This window comes from Nocardia macrotermitis (genome assembly GCF_009604405.1).
GTDB classification, from domain to species: Bacteria; Actinomycetota; Actinomycetes; order Mycobacteriales; family Mycobacteriaceae; genus Nocardia; species Nocardia macrotermitis.
In genome coordinates, this window is the sequence record NZ_WEGK01000021.1 from 79304 (window position 1) to 96590 (window position 17287).

A 17287-nucleotide genomic window follows, 5' to 3' on the forward strand; every position below is an offset into this window, starting at 1 on the left:
GGTCGTCAGTTCTTGCCGCGCAGGGTGATCGCCGCCCAGATGCCACGATGATCGGAGCCGGGCAGGGATACGGTGTGCACCTCGGTCGGGTCGGCGTCGCGGAGCAGGATGTGGTCGATCGCGATGACCGGCGGATACCAGCGGTCGGCGGCGTAGGTGGGCAGGATGCCGGAACCGGTCGATATCGCGACGTCACGGTAGTCGCCCTCGAGCAGGGCCCGGTAGGGGCGGTGATCGGCGGTGGCGTTGAAGTCGCCCGCGACGATCACCGGCCCGGCGTCCGCCGGAACCTTGGCCAGCAGTTGTCGCAGCAACTCCAACTCCCGCAACCAGTCGGCGGGATGGCGCGGCCATGGCGGCACGGGATGCACGGCGAACACCTGAACCGATTCACCACCCGGCAGATCGACTGTGGCGGAAAGGAGTTCGGTGACGAAACCATCGTGACGGCGCGTGTCCGAGAGCGGGTGGCGGCTCCAGATGCCGGTGCCGTCACCGACCTCACCGGTACTGCAATAGTGATACGGCAGCAGCCGCGGCAGGCGGGAGGCCATGATCCGATCCAGACCCTGCGGGGTCACCTCGCAGACGGTGAGTATGTCGATCCCCAACCGCTCGACGCTCGACGCGATCGCCTCCGGATCCGCCCCGCCGACCAGGATATTGGCCTGCATCACCCGCAACGCCATCCCGGACGCGACCGGTCCGCGACGCCACCGCGCCCGATACAACGGCCATTGCGTGGCCACGGCGACACCCAGCACCACCACACTCGCAACGCACACGATCCACGCCCGATCCACCGCCGCGAGTATCGCGGCGGGAGCGGCCGCCGCCATCAACCACGGTGCGAACGACGCCACGACGATCACCGGTTGCCGCCGCGAGTTCACCGAACGCGCGAGCAGCCCGGCGATCGCGACCGCGAGCAGGACCATCGAAACCGAAATCAGCACGAGGTCGATCGTGCCGCGCGAGCCTGTGCCCGAGCTGAGCCGCGGCTGCGAACGACCCGACGATCATCAACCCGCGCCGACGACCTCGGCAAATCCTGCGCAACCTCCCCTGTACTCCCTACACTCGTAGACTCGCGCAAGAAGTTATGCACCGCTGAACACCCTGTCGGCCGTGACCACCCGGAGAACCGATGCACTCTCGTTGGAAGTCCACCATTGCCAGCCTGGCGGCCCTGATGACGGTCGCCGCCCCGCTCTGTGTCGGGTCGACCGCGGCGGCCGCCCCGCCCGACTGCCCCGGCCTCTACATCGTCGCGGTTCCCGGCACCTGGGAAACCTCGGACGCCGATCCGGGCAAGGGGATGCTCGCCGGCGTCACGAACAACCTGCCGGGCTCCGTCCGCACCGACTACGTCACGTACGCGGCCACCGCGTTCCCGTGGGAGGGCGACGTCTACGGCCGATCCAAGCAGGAGGCCGTCGATCGCACCCGCGGCATGATCAGCGCCATGGCGAAACGTTGCGGCGCAACACGATTCGCACTCCTGGGTTACAGCCAGGGCGCGGACGCCGCCGGTGACGTGGCCGCGTCCATCGGCACCGGCCTGGGCATCGTGCCGGCCGATCGCGTCGCGCTGGTCGGACTCATCGCCGATCCCCGCCGGGCGCCCACCGACCACCTGATCGGCCCGCCCGTCGCCGGCGCCGGCGCCAGCGGCCCGCGCGTCGGCGGTTTCGGCTGGGTCAGCCCGCGCACCTACACCTTCTGTGCCGCGGGCGATCTGTACTGCGCGATGCCCAACGGCGACTTCGCCGGGCGCATCGGCGGACTGCTCGTGCAGCTGTCCAGTCCCGACCCGGCCAAGCTCGGCAGCTATCAGCAGCAGGTGTCGACCCTCATCAACGACGCGTTGGCCGCCGGCGGTCTGGGTCTGCTCGACAACCAGATCACCACCTCCGAGTACAACCAGCGCCGCAAGCAGATCGACGACTTCCTCAAGTCCGGTATCCATCAGAGTTACCCGCGCTACGCGGTCGACTCCGGCGGCGGCACCGCCCTGACCTGGCTGCATCAGCGTCTGCTCGAGGCCGCGCAGGGCTGAACCGCACCGCGACGTTTGCCGAATCGGTGGGCGATCGGGCATCGTGACACATCAACGCCAGGGCCGGGTGCGGTCGGCGGTGACGACACGATGAGGTGAGCGGATGGGACGGCGGCCGGTGCGCGAGACGGCCTCGGCGGCGCATGTCGATACGCCCGCCGCCGCTCCCGCCGCCTCCGGACGCCGGATCAGCTGGGATGTGATCCGGGTGGTCGCGCTGATCGAGATCGTGATCTTCCACGCCACGTATCTGGGTCCGGCGACCGAACCGGGCATTCCGGCGGTGTCGCATCCGTGGACGCACACCTGTGGCGCCTCGATCCTGATCATGGTGTCCGGGTATTTCGCGGCGGTCACCCTCGCGCGCAATCCGCCGGGGCGCTGGCTGGCTCGACGGTTCGCGCGGCTGCTGCCCGCGTACCTGGTCGCCGTGGTCGTGGTGTACGCGGTGGTCAAGCTGTTCAGCCCGGACGAGTTCAGCCTGCACGAGCTGCGCTGGACCGATCTGGTCGGGAATCTGTTGCTGCTCCAGCAATTACTGCCGAACGTGGCGTACGTCGATCTGTCGTGGTGGACGCTGCCGGTGCAGGTCGCCGGGTTCACCGCGATGGCGCTGCTGGCCTGGTGGCGGGTGCGGGGCCGGGCGGTGATGCCGGTGCTGTGGGTGGTGGTGCTGTGCCCGATCGTCTTTCGCGAGATCTGGATGGGCGATCATCCCGCGACATGGATGACGATCGCGGTCGAGGGAACCGGTCTGGCCATGGCCCATCTGCTGGTGGCGGGCGTGGCGGTGCGACGATGGGCGACCCGCCGCATCGGCACCGTCCATCTGATCCTGCTGTTGGCCACGGTCTTGGTCGCGGAGAAGGTGCATCCACCGTTGACCTCCGTGATACTGGTCGCGGTCGGTCTGGCGCTGATGTGCCTGGCCGCGCGCGGACCCGACTGGCCGCTTCCGGCCGTACTGGTCGAGCCCGTGCGCTGGATCGCGGCCCGCTCCTACGGGATCTATCTGATGCATCAGAGCATCGGCTACCTGCTCGAGGATCGCCTCGCCCGGCTGGGATGCCCGTCGTGGGTGTGGGTCGGCGGTGCGGTGACGGCCGCGGTGTTGCTCGGCTGGGGTATCACCGCGTGGGTCGAACGTCCCGCGTACAACACGCTGCTGCGGTTCATCGGCCGAGCGCCGGGTGCGGTCCCCGCATAGCCCGGCAATCAGTCGGCCAGTCCGACATCCTTGCTGCCGTAGGCATTTCGGAGTTCCGGTTTGAGGACCTTACCGCTGGCATTGCGTGGTAGCTCGTCGACGATGACCAGATGCTTCGGATGTTTGAAGCGGGCGAGGTTCTCGTTGAGATGGGGTTCGAGTTCGGCGAGGGTCAGTTCCGTGACGCCGTCGGCCGGGACGACAACGGCCACGGGCACCTCACCCCACTTCTGGTGCGCCCGGCCGATCACCGCGGCCTCGGTGATCTTGGGATGCCCGTACAGGACGTTCTCGACCTCGGCGCAGTAGATGTTCTCGCCGCCGGAGATGATCATGTCCTTGGCCCGGTCGACGACGTACAGGAATCCGTCCTCGTCCGCACGAACCAGATCCCCGGAATGGAACCAGCCGCCCCGGAACGCCTCCGCGGTGCCCTCCGGATTACGCCAGTAGCCCTTCATCAGATTCGGTCCGCGATAGACGATCTCGCCGACCTCGCCGGGCCGCACATCGTTCATCATCGGATCGACGATGCGGGCGGTCACCGCGGGCACCACCTTGCCGATGGAACCGATCTTGCGCAGCGCGTCCTTACCCTCGAGCACGCAGGTGACCGGGGACATCTCGGTCTGGCCGAACGCGGTCGCGTTCAACGCCTGCGGGAAGTTCTCGCTCATCGCCGTCAGCACCGTGTCCGAGGCGGGCGCGGCGCCCCAGCTGATGTTCCGCAACGCGAGGTCGCGCGGCCTGGCGCGCTGCGCGGCGCAGACCGCCTGCCACTGCGCCGGAACCATGAAGACCGAGGTGGTGCCCTCGCGTTCGAGGGTGTCGAGCATGGCGTCGGCGTCGAACGCGCCGAGCGGGTGGATCACCGCGCGGATGCCGCGATAGAAGATCGGCGCGAACCCCGCGAGCCCGGCGATGTGGAAGATGGGCGGCACGATCGAGGCGACGTCGTCGTCCGAATTCCCGACCGCCGCGTTGATGGTGATCACCGCCTGCGCCTGCAGATTGGTGTGGGTGAGCATGGTGCCCTTGGGTTTTCCGGTCGTACCCGAGGTGTACATGATCAGTGCGACGGTGTCCTCGGGGACGTCGATCTCGGGCAGATCCGAGGCGTCCTCGGCGACCAGCGTCTCGTAGTCCAGGTGCGTCGGATCGCCGTCGACCACGATCATCGTGTCGATCGCGCCGGTGGTCGTGCGCACCGCGTCCAGCAGCGGCGCGAGCAGTTTCTCGGTGACGATGACCCGCGCGCCGCTGTCGGAGACCAGATACGACACCTCGGCCGGGCTCATCCGGATGTTCACCGGTACCGGGATCGCGCCGATCAGCGTCGCGCCCAGCACGGCCTCGATGTATTCGGTGCGATTGAGCAGCGCCATCAGCACCCGGTCGCCGAAGCCCACGCCGCGACGATGCAGGGCCGCGGCGAATGCGCGGGACCGTTCGTCCAGGTCGCGCCAGGTGGTCGAGCGGTCCAGGTACCTGATCGCCACCCGGTCCGGCGTCATCAGGGAATGGCGATGGACCTGGTTGTTCCAGTGATTACGTCGCGAGTGCAACGGCTCGGTGATCGATTCGTTCGTCGGCTCCGTGGTTGCGGTCATGATCACTCCTGTCGCCGCGGCCCGAGGGACCTGAGCTGCTGCGGACCAATGTGTCCTCGATCACACAGTAGCGACCGGACAATCACCGCGTCGGCAATCGACACACTCGGCTGCGATGCGCTGGAAGATATGCGGGGGCGACATCAGCATGGATGCCGCCCCCGCCCCGCATCTCGGAACAGGCTGTACGCCAAGGCTTCCGGGGTGTTGCGGGCCGGGCAGTGCCCCCGGATCGCTGCGGCTACGACCGCGAACCCCCAATCGCTGTGGCTGCGGCCGCGAACCCCGAACCGCTGCGGCTCCGACCGCAAGCCCCGGATCGCTGTGGCTGCGGCCGCGAGCCCCGGCTTTCGAACGCAGCTCAGGCTGTGGGTCCGGCGTTCCGGGAGGTCGCGGCGAGGTCGTCGATCGCGGCGAGTACGGCGTCGTGTGCCGCGCGTTCACCGACCGTGACCCGGACGCCCTCGCCGTCGAAGGCGCGCACGGACACGCCGCGGGCGACACAGGCCGCTTCGAGTTCGGCGGTGCGGGCACCGACCGGCAGCCACACGAAGTTGGCTCCGCTGCGGGGAACGTGAATGCCGCGGCGGCTCAGGCCGTCGACCAGGTACGCGCGGCCTTCGCGCACCACCTCGACGATGTGGTCGGTGTGTGCGCGGTCCGCCCATGCGGCGCGCGCGGCCGCCTCGGCCACCCGGCTCAGGCCGAACGGCGGGGAGGCCGCGCGGACGTCGTCGGCGATGTCGGGATGTGCCAACAGGTATCCGGCGCGCAGCCCGGCCAGGCCGTATGCCTTCGAGAAGGTCCGCAGGACAACGAGATTGGGGAATTTCTCGCGCAGGCTCGCGGTGTTCGAAGGGCATCGGGAGAACTCCTGGTACGCCTCGTCGAGGATCACCAGCACATGCCCCGGCACCCCGGCGATCAATCGTTCCAGCTGTTGCGGGGACAGTTCGGTTCCGGTCGGGTTGTTGGGGTTGCACAGGATGATCGCGCGGGTGTCGTCATCGATGGCCGCCAGCATCGCCGTCGGGTCGTGCGCGAAATCCGCGTCCAGCGGCACGGGTACGGCGGTCGCGCCGACCACGCCGATCAGGATCGGGTACGCCTCGTAACTGCGCCAGGCGTGCACGACCTTGCTGCCGTGGCCGGTGTAGGCGGCAAGTACGTTCTGCAACAACGCGATCGAGCCGCCGCCCACCACAATCCGCGCCGGGTCGATCGCCAGGCGCGCGCTGATATCGGAGATCAGGTCCTCGCCGATCAGCGACGGATAGAGATTCCCGTGCGCCGCCGCCTCGCGGATCGCGGTGAGGATGTGCGGCGAGGGCGGGACCGTGGATTCATTGGACGAGGCCCGCCAGCGCACGTCGTTCAGCCCGGCCGCGCGCGTGTATCGGGGCAGCGCGGCCACCAGCGAGCGCGCCCGGACGGTGGGGCTCCCCGAGTGCACATCCGTTTCGATCGAGCGCGTCACGACAGCGGCCCCAGCACGTCCTCGACCGCCTCGAGCACCCGGCCCGAACGGATCGCGGCGACCACGGCTTCGATCTCGGGAGCGAGGTACCGATCCGGCCCCGGCCCCGGGACGGTCTCCCGGACAGCCGCGATGACCGCCGCGGTCGCGGGTGCCGGTTCGAGCGGCGCACGCAACTCGACAGCCCTTGCGGCAGTGAGGATTTCGATGGCCAGCACCCGGGTCAGACCGTCCACCGACCGGCGCAGTTTGCGGGCGGCCGACCACCCCATCGACACGTGATCCTCCTGCATCGCCGAGGACGGAATCGAGTCGGTACTGGCCGGATTCGCCAGCCGCTTCAGCTCCGAGACGATCGCGGCCTGCGTGTACTGGGCGATCATGTGCCCGCTGTCGACGCCCGGATCCTCGGCCAGGAACGGATTCAGGCCGTGATTGCGGGCGACATCCAGGAATCGGTCGGTGCGACGTTCGCTGATGCCGGCCACGTCGGCGGTCACGATGGCCAGGAAGTCCAGCACGTAGGCCACCGGCGCGCCGTGGAAGTTGCCGTTGGATTCGACGCGGCCGTCGCGGGTGACGACCGGATTGTCCACGGCACTGGCGAGTTCGCGCTCGGCCACGGTGCGGGCATGTTCGACGGTATCGCGCGCGGCACCGGCGACCTGGGGCGCGCACCGCAGCGAATACGCGTCCTGCACCCGCGTGCACTCCGGGCCGCGATGACTCGCCACGATCGCCGAATCGGCAAGTACGCGACGCATATTCGCCGCCGCGAGCGCCTGCCCCGGATGCGGCCGCAACTCCTGCAGATCCGCGGCGAAGACCCGATCGGTGCCGAGCTGACCCTCCACGCTCATCGCCGCGGCGATATCCGCGGTCTGCAACAGCCGTCGCAGATCGTGCAGGGCCAGCACCAACTGCCCGAGCATGCCGTCGGTGCCGTTGATCAGCGCCAGGCCCTCCTTCTCGGCCAGCACCACCGGGGTCAGACCGTGCGCGCGCAACGCCTCCTCGGCGGGCAGCGCGGTGCCGTCCGGAGTCCGCACCGTGCCCTCGCCGATGAGCGCCAGCGCCACGTGGGCCAGCGGCGCGAGATCGCCCGAGCAGCCGAGACTTCCGTACTCGTAGACCACCGGCGTCAGCCCGGCCGACAGCATCGCGGCGTACGCCCGCACGACCTCCACCCGCACACCGGTCCGCCCGGTCGCCAGGGTCGACAGCCGCAGCAGCATCAACGCGCGCACGACCTCACGTTCGACCTCGTCCCCGGTTCCGGCCGCATGGGAGCGAATCAGGCTGCGCTGCAAGTGAACTCGCGACTCCGGCGGAATATGCCGGGTGGCCAGCGCCCCGAATCCGGTGGAGACCCCGTACACCGGCTTCGGGTCCTGGGCCAGCGCCTCGATGCGTTCGCGGCTCTCGGCGACGGCGGCCAGCGCCTCGGGCGACACCGTGACCGGCGCGTCGTCGCGGGCGACCCGCACGACATCCGCCATGCTGACGGGCCCGACGCCGACCACGACCGCCTCGGGCCGGGCACTGCGCCGGGATGGCTCGGTGGACATACTCACTGCCTCCAGTCTGATATTCGAGACCGAGGTCTCGGTTGATAGGTGTGCCGGTACACGCCGCTCCACTCGGCGTACACCGATCAGTGCGCGGCCGCGACGAGTTCGGCACCACGCTTGCGAAGTTCGTCGACACTCGCGACCCCCAGCAGCTGCATCGTCCGGCGCAACTGCTCGATCAGCAGCTGCGCGACCCGATCCACGCCCGGCTCCCCGGCCGCGGTCAGCCCCCACAGATACGGCCGCCCCACGAAGGCGGCGCAGATCCCGGCCCAGTCCACATCGACGACGACCTCACCCGGCCCGGGTTCGGGTATCTCCCGCTCCCCCACGGACAGTGACAGGTCCCGCTGCAACATCAGCGCTGTCGCGCGCATCGCGCCTCCTCGTACCTCATGTGAGACTTACGTCTCGTATACAAGACATCAATCCGGCCTTCGTCAAGACCGGCGAGCCGGCCGGGCGCGCGAGACGAGCGCCCGGACCTCAGGCGATTCCCATCTCCACCAGGGAATCGTCCACGCGCGCACCGAATCCGGCGGAGAACTCACCGGCGGTACTCGTCACCGCGGCAGCGATGGCCTCGATATCGGCGTCGGTCTTCACCGCCGCCATGTACGCGACCCCCAGCGCGGCCACCGCACGACCGTCCCGGGTGACGACCGGGCTCGCGATGCAGTCGATTCCCGTTGTCGTGGAACTCTTTTCGTACGCGTACCCCTGCTCGCGGGTCTGCTTCAGCACCGGGCGCAGCTCGGCCGGCGACGTCGGGCCCGAGCCCGTACGCACCGGCCAGGTGTAACCGTCGTAGATGTCGGCCAGCTGTTCGGGATCCAGGCGGCTCAGGATCGCGCGGCCGACGGCGGTCAGATGCGCCGGAAGCCGGGAGCCGATCTCGGTGACCAGCCGCACGCCCGGCGTCAGCGGCTCACGTTTGTCCAGGTAGATCACGTCGGTTCCCTGCAAGACCGCCAAATGCGAGGTCTCGTTCGTCGCATTGGTCAGCGCGAGCATGTACTTCTGCCCTGCCCGGTGCAGCGGCCCGGAACGCATATAGGACGCACCCACCTCGAACGCCGAAACCCCCAGCGTCCAGGCGCGCTGATCGGGCCAGTAGGAGACGAACCGGCGCTCACGCATGACATTGAGCAGATGATGCGTGGTGCTCTTGGGCATCGACAGCGATTCGGCAATATCCATGGTGGCCAACGGAACTCCGCGCCGCGCCAGCAGATCCAGCACATCCAGGACCCGCTCGGCCGATTTGACCCTACTGCTCGTCGCCACAGCTGCCGTGCACCTTTCGATCGCGATCACCGCCGAGAACAGCGCGTTGGTCTCGGATATCAGACAACGATCTCATATTCGAGCTTCGGAAGGCCACGGGCGAGCTGCTAGGGCGTACTGAACCAGTCCGCGGGCGCGCGACCCGACATCGACCGCGTCAGTTGTCGCGCCGCGTCACGCACCGCACGCACCAGCTCCTCGCGGGTCATGCCGGGTCGATCCGGACGCCGGGTCACACTGAACGCCGCGGTCGGTCTGCCGAGATGGTCGAACGCGCAGGCGGCGACCGATTGCAGCCCCGGCGTGATGAGTCCGTCCTCCTCGGCGAAACCCTGCGCACGCTCGGCGGCCAGTACCCGGCGCAGTTCCGGCAGTGACGCCGGACCCGCACCGGTCCGATCGATGAACGCCGCCTTGTCCGGGAACAGTGCCCTGACCTGCGCCGCGGGCAGATGCGCCAGGATCGAGCGGCCGTTGGCGGTCAGGTGTGCGGGCAGCCGCACACCGACATCGGTGACCAGCGTGACCGGAACCCGCGTCACCGTCGGTTGTTCCTTGAGCAGATAGAGCGTTTCCGCGCCGTGCAGGATGCCCAGGTGCGCGGTCTCCCCCGCCTCGGCGACCAGCCGTTTCAGAATCGGTCGCGCCCGGATCTCCAGCGCCTCGTGCCGCAGATAGGCCGAACCGATCTCGAACGCCGCGATCCCGAGCCCATAGGACCGATCCTCCGGCAGATGCACCACGAAACCGCGTTCGATCAGCACCTCGAGCAGGTGATACACCGAGGATCGCGGCAACCCCAGATCCCGCACGATGGCCGCGCCCGCCACCGGACCCGATCGGGTGGCCAGGTAGAGCAGCACGTCCAAGGCCCGGCCGACCGCGGGTGAGGTACTCGACGCCATATTCACCTCCGCCGCGCCTACACCACCGATTGTCTCGGATCCGAGACAATAGTCTCGATCGAGCTCTCGAACAAGACGCCGTATCGAGGTGTCATGGGATCACCCGCATCGAGCCCACTCCGGAAGGACGCCACCGTGGCTGCCACCCCGCCCCGCATCATCTCCGCACCTCGCGGCACCACCCTGTCGTGCAAGGGCTGGCAGCAGGAGGCCGCGCTGCGGATGCTGATGAACAACCTCGACCCCGAGGTCGCCGAACATCCCGAGGATCTGGTCGTCTACGGCGGCACCGGACGCGCCGCCCGGAGCTGGGCGGCCTTCGACGCGATCGTGGCGACGCTACGCGATCTCGAGGACGACGAGACCATGCTGGTGCAGTCCGGCAAGCCGGTCGGGGTGTTCCGGACCAACGTGTGGGCGCCGCGCGTGCTGATCGCGAACTCCAATCTCGTTGGGGACTGGGCGAATTGGGAGAAGTTCCGGGAACTCGAGGCCGCCGGGCTGATGATGTACGGGCAGATGACCGCCGGGTCGTGGATCTACATCGGCACCCAGGGCATCCTGCAGGGCACCTTCGAAACCTTCGGTGCGGTGGCGCGCAAGCGATTCGGCGGCACGCTGGCCGGAACGATCACGTTGACCGCCGGGGTCGGCGGGATGGGTGGCGCACAGCCGCTCGCGGTGACCATGAACGACGGCGTGGTCATCTGCGTCGACTGCGATCGCAGCCGCATCGAGCGTCGTATCGCGCACCGGTATCTCGATGTCGAGGCCACCGATATCGATCACGCGCTGGCCTTGGCCACCGCTGCCCGCGACGAACGCCGGGCGTTGTCGATCGGGCTGGTCGGCAACGCGGCCGAGGTCTTCCCCGAACTGCTCGACCGGGACGCGCCCATCGATATCGTCACCGATCAGACCTCCGCGCACGATCCGCTGTCCTACCTGCCCGTCGGTATCGCCTTCGAGGATATGAAGCAGGCCGCGGAGAAGGATCCGGCCCGGTTCACCGAGCAGGCGCGGGCGTCGATGGCCGCGCACGTGGCGGCGATGGTCGGGTTCCAGGACAGGGGGGCCGAGGTGTTCGACTACGGCAACTCGATCCGCGACGAGGCGCGAAAAGCCGGTTACGAGAGGGCATTCGAGTTCCCCGGCTTCGTTCCGGCTTATATCCGACCGCAATTCGAGGAGGGACTGGGGCCGTTCCGGTGGGCGGCGCTGTCGGGTGATCCGAAGGATATCGAGGCCACCGATCGCGCTGTGCTGGAACTGTTTCCAGGCAACGCGCACCTGCGGCGCTGGATCACCATGGCCGAGGAGAGGGTCGCGTATCAGGGGCTGCCCGCGCGGATCTGCTGGCTCGGTTACGGTGAGCGGCAGCTGGCGGGGCTGAAGTTCAACGAGATGGTCGCGGACGGGCGATTGTCCGCGCCGATCGTGATCGGGCGCGATCATCTCGACTCCGGTTCGGTGGCCTCGCCGTATCGCGAGACCGAGGCCATGCTCGACGGATCCGACGCGATCGCGGACTGGCCGCTGCTCAACGCGCTGGTGAACACATCCTCGGGGGCGTCGTGGGTGTCGATCCACCACGGCGGCGGCGTCGGGATGGGCCGGTCGATCCACGCGGGTCAGGTGTGTGTCGCCGATGGGACCGAGTTGGCGGCGCAGAAGCTCGAGCGGGTGCTGACGAACGATCCGGGGATGGGTGTGATCCGGCACGTGGACGCCGAGTACGAGCATGCCGCGCAGGTGGCCGCCGAGCGTGGGGTGCGTATTCCGATGCGGGAGCAGTAGGCGATGGACGAATCAGGGCAGGCCCCGTGGACGGTCGTGGACAATATCGGCTCGCTGGTGACCAATGATCCCGAGCTCGGGCGAGGACCGCTGGGCGTCATCCGGGACGCGGCGGTCGTCATCGGTGACGGTCTCGTGCGGTGGGTCGGCCCGCGGTCCCGAATTCCGCAGGGCAGCAGCACATTCCGTCACGACCTGGGTGGGCGGGCCGCGCTGCCCGGATTCGTCGACAGCCACTCGCACCTGGTCTTCGCCGGTGATCGGGCCGACGAATTCGCCGCCAGGATGACCGGCGCGGCCTACGAGGCCGGGGGGATCCGCACCACGATCGCCGCCACCCGCGACGCCTCGGACGCCGAGTTGGACCGGAACACGGCCCGGTTGGTCGCCGAATCACTGCGGTCGGGCACGACGACGATCGAATCGAAATCCGGTTACGGCCAGTCCGTCGCCGACGAACTCCGCAGTCTCGAGATCCTCGCCCGCCACACCGGCGAGGCCACACTGCTCGCCGCGCACGTCACTCCGCCCGAATATACCGGGCGCACAGACGATTACGTGCACCTGGTGATCGACGAGATGATCCCCGCATGCGCCGCGCACGCGAGTTGGATCGATGTGTTCTGTGAGCGGGGCGCGTTCGATCTGGACCAGTCCCGCGCCGTGTTGCGGGCCGGGGTGAGTGCCGGGCTGGTCCCGCGCGTGCACGGCAATCAGCTCGGTTACGGGCCCGGCGTGCAACTCGCCGTGGAACTCGAGGCGGCGTCGGTCGATCACGTCACCCACACGACCGCCTCGGACGTCGACGCACTGGCCGCGAGCAGCACCGTCGCCACGCTGCTGCCGGGCGCCGACTTCTGCACTCGCGCAAAGTATCCCGACGCGCGAACGCTACTGGACGCCGGCGTCACGGTCGCCCTGGCCGCGGACTGCAACCCCGGAACCAGCTACACCACGAGCATCCCGTTCTGCATCGCACTGGCCGTGCGAGAGTTGGGCATGAGCCCCGACGAGGCCGTCTGGGCCGCCACCGCAGGAGGCGCGAAGGCATTGCGCCGCAACGATATCGGCCGAATCACCGTCGGCGCACGAGCCGACCTCATCGCCCTGGACGCCCCCTCACACATCCACCTGGCCTACCGCCCCGGCGTCCCCCTGATCCGCGAAGTCTGGAAGGACGGCCTACTCCGGTGATCGACATCGATATCGAACCCACCGCCTGGACCGGCCGCGACGACGGCCCCGGTCCCGAACACCTGCGCTGGCACCGAGCCGTCGAGCCCCTTCCCGACCACGCCGCCCCCGGAGCCGGTGTCCTGCTCGGCTTCCGCAGCGACGAGGGCGTACGCCGCAACCAGGGCCGCCCCGGCGCGGCGGCAGGCCCTACCGCCCTACGCCGAGCCCTCGCCTCCCTCGCCCTGCCCGGACCGATCCGCCTCTACGACGCCGGGGACATCGCGGTCACCGACGAAGACCTCGAGCGCGGCCAACACCGCCTGGGCGCGACGGCCACCCACCTACTCGATTCCGGCCACCTCGTCACCATCCTCGGCGGCGGCCACGAGGTCGCACACGGCAGCTACCTCGGCCTCTCCAACTCCCGATCCGTAACCGCCGGAGCACGTTTCGGCGTCCTCAACCTGGACGCCCACTTCGACCTCCGCACGGACCCCCTCCCCTCCTCCGGCACGCCCTTCCACCAGATGGCCACCCGCGAACACGCCCACGGCCGCCCCTTCAACTACGCGGTCCTGGGCATCGCCCAACCCAGCAACACCACCGCCCTGTTCACCACCGCCCACCACCTCGGCGTCCGCTACCTACTCGACGACGCCTGCACCCCAACGAATCTCCCCCGAGTGACCTCCTTCGTCACCGATTTCCTCCACACCATCGACCTACTCCACCTCACCATCGACCTCGACGTCCTCCCCGCCGCCACCGCCCCCGGCGTCAGCGCCCCCGCCGCCTTCGGCGTCCCCCTCGAAGTAATCCAACACATCTGCGACCTCATCGCCACCACCGGCAAACTAGCCCTACTCGACATAGCCGAACTCAACCCCACCCTCGACATCGACACCCGCACCGCCCGCACCGCCGCTCGCCTGATCCACCGAGTAGTGACAACCACCCTCACCTGATCCTCGGCCGACGGCCGCGCGTCCCCGAACTGATCAGCCAACCCAACTCACGCTGACCACTACCACGCGCCGATCCTGTTCCAAGATCACGTACACGACCAAACCGCCACCGCCCGGCCCGAAGACCATCCTGCGCATGGCACCGTCTGGCTTGTCGTCGCGATACGCAGGCCCCTCCCACGGCGTCAACTCGAGAAATGCGATCAACTCGGCATAGTGCACCAACACATCCACGGGTAGACCGTCGACCTGTTCACTTGCGTCAGCGACGATCTCGTAGCGGTACATCCAGCTCTACCGGGCGAGTTTGGCATTGATCCGCGCCCGATGCTCGTCCGCACCGATCGTGGACACGCTGCGGCCATCTTCGAGAGCCTCGGCCTGCGCGAGCATCCGCAGATGAGCGTCCGCACCGTGCCGCTGCGTGATCTCGGCAATCAGCCCGAAGGTGGACAACACGGTCAGCACACCCGTCAGATCCAGCGACGCGGCCGCAGCCGCCATCTCCTCACCGTAACGGCGATCGAACTCGGCCTGCTCGTCACCGACCAGCGCATCGTGAATGGCACGCGGAGTCGAGGCAGCAACGAACGCGGGGCGTGCCGGTGATCTGTACTCGGGTGATGCCATGCTGACAACGATAGCGCTTTGCGCGTTCTACCCCGTGGGTTCATCCAGCCCGGAAACGCCTGAGGGCACATCCGATCTACCAGCGAGACGCGGCCGATGCAGCCCGCATATCACCCGCTACCACGCGAGAATGCTATTCTCACTGTAAAGGAACAATATTCTCATCGATGAACGGGCGGCCCGGGGCACACACCTCGGGTCGCTCTTGCCCAGAAAGATCCGCTATGACTGCGCAGTACACGACGATCGAATCCGTCGACAGTTTCCGTGATCGGGCTCGGCGGTGGTTGAAGGAGAATCTGGCGCCTGCCACCGAGTACTTCGTGGGGGCGTTCGACGAGGAGGTGTGGGCTCGGCACCGGGAGTTGCAGGGGGTGTTGTTCGAGGGCGGGTTCGCGGGCATCTGCTTTCCGAAAGAGTATGGCGGGCAGGGGCTTTCGGTGGCGCATCAGCGGGCGTTCACCGAGGAGTCGCTCGGGTACGAGATGCCGTTGGCGTTGAACGTGCCGACGCTGGCGATCTGCGCGGCGACGCTGCTGGATCTGGGGACCGAGGAGCAGAAGCGGGCGCGGCTGCCCGCGGTGTTGCGGGGCGAGGAGGTGATGGTGCAGTTCCTGTCCGAGCCGCGCGGTGGCTCGGATCTGGCGGGGCTGATCACCCGCGCCGAACGCGACGGGGACGAGTGGGTGCTCAACGGGACCAAGATCTGGAGTTCGGGCGCGTACGCCGCCGACTACGGTCTGTGCCTGGCCCGGACGAACTGGGATGTGCCCAAACATCAAGGGCTGACACTCTTCCTGGTCCCCACGGCCGCGCCGGGCCTGACCATCCGCCGGATCAGGCAGGTCACCGGATCGGTCGAATTCTGTGAGGAGTTCTTCGACGACGTGCGCCTGCCCGCCGACGCGGTGGTGGGCGAGGTCGGCGGCGGCTGGGCGGCCGCGACCACACTGCTGCACCACGAACGCGCGGCCGTGGGCGGCAGTTCGCCCTACATCAGCGGCGACCAACCGCGCCTCGGCGGCGAGACCGACACCCTCATCGACCTGGCCCGCGACACCGGCCGCCTGGACGACCCGCGCGTCCGCGAGGACATCGGCGCCGCGCACACGATGCGCACCGTGCGCGAACAGTTGATCGAACACGTCTCCGACGCGATCGCCGCCGACCGGATGCCCCCGGCCGCGGGTTCGCTCGTCCGCCTCTTCGGCGCCGAAACCAATTGGCTGCAAATCGATTCCGCACTGCACATCGCGGGCACGGCGGCGGCCACCGGCACCCCCGAGGGCCCCGGCATCGGGCAGGTCGGCATCGACTACCTGTTCCGCAACGCCGGCAGCCTGGGCGGCGGCAGCACCGAAATGGCCCGCAACCTGATCAGCGAACGCATCCTGGGCATGCCCCGCGAATCCGCCGCCGACCGCGACGTCCCGTTCAACCAGGTCCCGCGCGGCCGCTGACCGCGCCATCCCACGCACCGAGAGGGAATTCCGCCACACTCGAATCACTCCAGCACCGCAACGCGGTCACGTCCGGTGTCCAGCCTGCGGACACCACACCGATGAAACGAGCGTCGCCTTCCACGGTAGTGCCCCGGCGGTCGGGATCGACTGTCAGGTGGGGCGCGGGGTTGTCACCGCGCCGGGGTCAGCACGATCCGGCCGAAGACCTCTCCGGCCGCCATCCGCTGATGCGCCACCACGGCTTGATCCAACGGAAGCACCTCGTGCACAACGGATTTCAGCTCACCTCGGCCCGCTGCGGCGAACAGTTCCGCGGTCACCGCCTGCCGCTCGGGCATGGGAATGGAGTCGGCGCTGAACGTCGCGAACGTCATGGACTTCTTGAAGCCCGCGATCATCTCCTCACCGAAGTCCACCGGCGGCCACCCGCCCATCGCGCCGACCGCGACCATGCGGCCGTTCGGCGCGAGCTGGTCGAAGAATTGCGGCAGATCCGGCCCGGCGATGATGTCGACGATGACGTCGTAGGCTGCGGGAGCATCGGCCGCGCCCCGGCCGCTGCGGTCCAGTACGTGCGTCGCGCCGAGCTCGCGAAGACGCTCACCGCGCTGCGCCGAGGACGTCGTGACGCCCACCGCGCTCGCGCCCGCCCGCACCGCGAGCTGCACCGCCGACACCCCGATCCCCCCGGCCGCGCCACGCACCAACACCGACTCACCGCGCGCGAAATGCGCATGGCGCAAAGCGAAGTGGGCGACCAGACCCGAACTGCCGAGCGTCACCGCATCCGCCACCGACACCTCCTCCGGTAGCGCGAGGAGAGTCTCGGTGGAACTGACGACCTGTTCCGCATAACCACCGCTCTCGGTGAACGCCCACACCCGCCGCCCCACCCAGGCGGTATCGGCACCCGCACCGACGGCGGTCACCGTGCCCGCCACCTCACTGCCGAGGATGTGCCCCGAGGTGAATCCGTACGTGCCCAACCCGCCGCTGCGGATCAGCGCGTCGACCCCACCCACGCCGATCGCCTCGATCTCGATCAGCACCTGCCCGCTGCCCGGACTCGGGTCGGGCAGCTCGACCGCCGCCAGCCCCTCGGGACCTCCGAACTCTTCCACTACCACTGCCCGCACTGGT

General features: G+C 68.6%; 16 protein-coding genes. 6 read left to right on the top strand and 10 right to left on the bottom strand.

Going from position 1 to position 17287, the window contains the following annotated elements:
- Positions 1-5: 5 nt before the first annotated feature.
- Positions 6-956 carry an endonuclease/exonuclease/phosphatase family protein gene (locus NRB20_RS33155; protein ID WP_153415367.1) on the bottom strand — a complete coding sequence of 317 codons (951 nt, stop codon included), beginning with the start codon at positions 954-956 and terminating at the stop codon, positions 6-8.
- Between the two features lie 191 nt (positions 957-1147).
- Here NRB20_RS33155 and NRB20_RS33160 point away from each other — a divergent pair, with 191 nt between their 5' ends.
- Positions 1148-2059: a cutinase family protein gene (locus NRB20_RS33160; RefSeq protein WP_153415368.1), complete on the top strand. Its 912-nt coding sequence runs from the start codon at positions 1148-1150 to the stop codon at positions 2057-2059.
- Between the two features lie 103 nt (positions 2060-2162).
- Entirely contained in the window at positions 2163-3266 is a 1104-nt protein-coding gene (locus NRB20_RS33165) for an acyltransferase family protein (protein ID WP_153415369.1), read from the top strand.
- 8 nt (positions 3267-3274) lie between these two features.
- Here the strand turns inward: NRB20_RS33165 and fadD5 are convergent, their stop codons facing one another.
- From fadD5 to NRB20_RS33195, 6 genes are all read right to left on the bottom strand, one after another.
- Positions 3275-4876, bottom strand: a complete 1602-nt coding sequence (gene fadD5, locus NRB20_RS33170) for a fatty-acid--CoA ligase FadD5 (protein ID WP_153415370.1) — start codon at positions 4874-4876, stop codon at positions 3275-3277.
- A gap of 361 nt (positions 4877-5237) precedes the next feature.
- Entirely contained in the window at positions 5238-6353 is a 1116-nt protein-coding gene (locus tag NRB20_RS33175) for an aminotransferase class I/II-fold pyridoxal phosphate-dependent enzyme (protein WP_319945714.1), read from the bottom strand.
- On the bottom strand, positions 6350-7921 hold the full coding sequence (gene hutH, locus NRB20_RS33180) for a histidine ammonia-lyase (RefSeq protein ID WP_153415371.1): 1572 nt from the start codon (positions 7919-7921) through the stop codon (positions 6350-6352). The genes NRB20_RS33175 and hutH overlap by 4 nt, the downstream gene beginning before the upstream one ends.
- Positions 7922-8007: 86 nt before the next feature.
- Positions 8008-8301 carry an alpha-hydroxy-acid oxidizing protein gene (locus NRB20_RS39110; RefSeq protein ID WP_153415372.1) on the bottom strand — a complete coding sequence of 98 codons (294 nt, stop codon included), beginning with the start codon at positions 8299-8301 and terminating at the stop codon, positions 8008-8010.
- A 109-nt stretch (positions 8302-8410) separates the two neighbouring features.
- The gene (locus tag NRB20_RS33190) at positions 8411-9211 is read right to left on the bottom strand and encodes an IclR family transcriptional regulator (protein WP_319945715.1); all 801 of its coding nucleotides are present in this window, start codon (positions 9209-9211) and stop codon (positions 8411-8413) included.
- 107 nt (positions 9212-9318) lie between these two features.
- The gene (locus tag NRB20_RS33195; RefSeq protein WP_153415373.1) at positions 9319-10116 is read right to left on the bottom strand and encodes an IclR family transcriptional regulator; all 798 of its coding nucleotides are present in this window, start codon (positions 10114-10116) and stop codon (positions 9319-9321) included.
- Positions 10117-10209: 93 nt separating this feature from the next.
- Here NRB20_RS33195 and hutU point away from each other — a divergent pair, with 93 nt between their 5' ends.
- Genes hutU through hutG form a run of 3 tightly spaced genes read left to right on the top strand, consistent with a single transcriptional unit; the run spans position 10210 to position 14054 of the window.
- Positions 10210-11913, top strand: a complete 1704-nt coding sequence (gene hutU, locus NRB20_RS33200) for a urocanate hydratase (protein ID WP_153415374.1) — start codon at positions 10210-10212, stop codon at positions 11911-11913.
- Positions 11914-11916: 3 nt separating this feature from the next.
- Positions 11917-13107, top strand: a complete 1191-nt coding sequence (hutI, locus tag NRB20_RS33205; protein WP_153415375.1) for an imidazolonepropionase — start codon at positions 11917-11919, stop codon at positions 13105-13107.
- The gene (gene hutG / locus NRB20_RS33210) at positions 13104-14054 is read left to right on the top strand and encodes a formimidoylglutamase (RefSeq protein ID WP_319945716.1); all 951 of its coding nucleotides are present in this window, start codon (positions 13104-13106) and stop codon (positions 14052-14054) included. Before hutI ends, hutG begins: the two co-directional genes overlap by 4 nt.
- Before the next feature lie 33 nt (positions 14055-14087).
- On the opposite strand, the gene NRB20_RS33215 is transcribed toward hutG, so the two are convergent.
- Together NRB20_RS33215 and NRB20_RS33220 are read right to left on the bottom strand one after the other, a co-directional pair.
- The gene (locus NRB20_RS33215; protein ID WP_153415377.1) at positions 14088-14342 is read right to left on the bottom strand and encodes a hypothetical protein; all 255 of its coding nucleotides are present in this window, start codon (positions 14340-14342) and stop codon (positions 14088-14090) included.
- Between the two features lie 6 nt (positions 14343-14348).
- On the bottom strand, positions 14349-14684 hold the full coding sequence (locus NRB20_RS33220) for a DUF6247 family protein (RefSeq protein WP_153415378.1): 336 nt from the start codon (positions 14682-14684) through the stop codon (positions 14349-14351).
- A gap of 224 nt (positions 14685-14908) precedes the next feature.
- Between NRB20_RS33220 and NRB20_RS33225 the strand changes: the two genes are divergently transcribed.
- Positions 14909-16144, top strand: a complete 1236-nt coding sequence (locus NRB20_RS33225) for an acyl-CoA dehydrogenase family protein (protein WP_153415379.1) — start codon at positions 14909-14911, stop codon at positions 16142-16144.
- A 173-nt stretch (positions 16145-16317) separates the two neighbouring features.
- On the opposite strand, the gene NRB20_RS33230 is transcribed toward NRB20_RS33225, so the two are convergent.
- Positions 16318-17283, bottom strand: coding sequence for a zinc-binding dehydrogenase (locus NRB20_RS33230; RefSeq protein WP_319945717.1), 966 nt, complete (start codon positions 17281-17283; stop codon positions 16318-16320).
- Positions 17284-17287 lie beyond the last annotated feature (4 nt).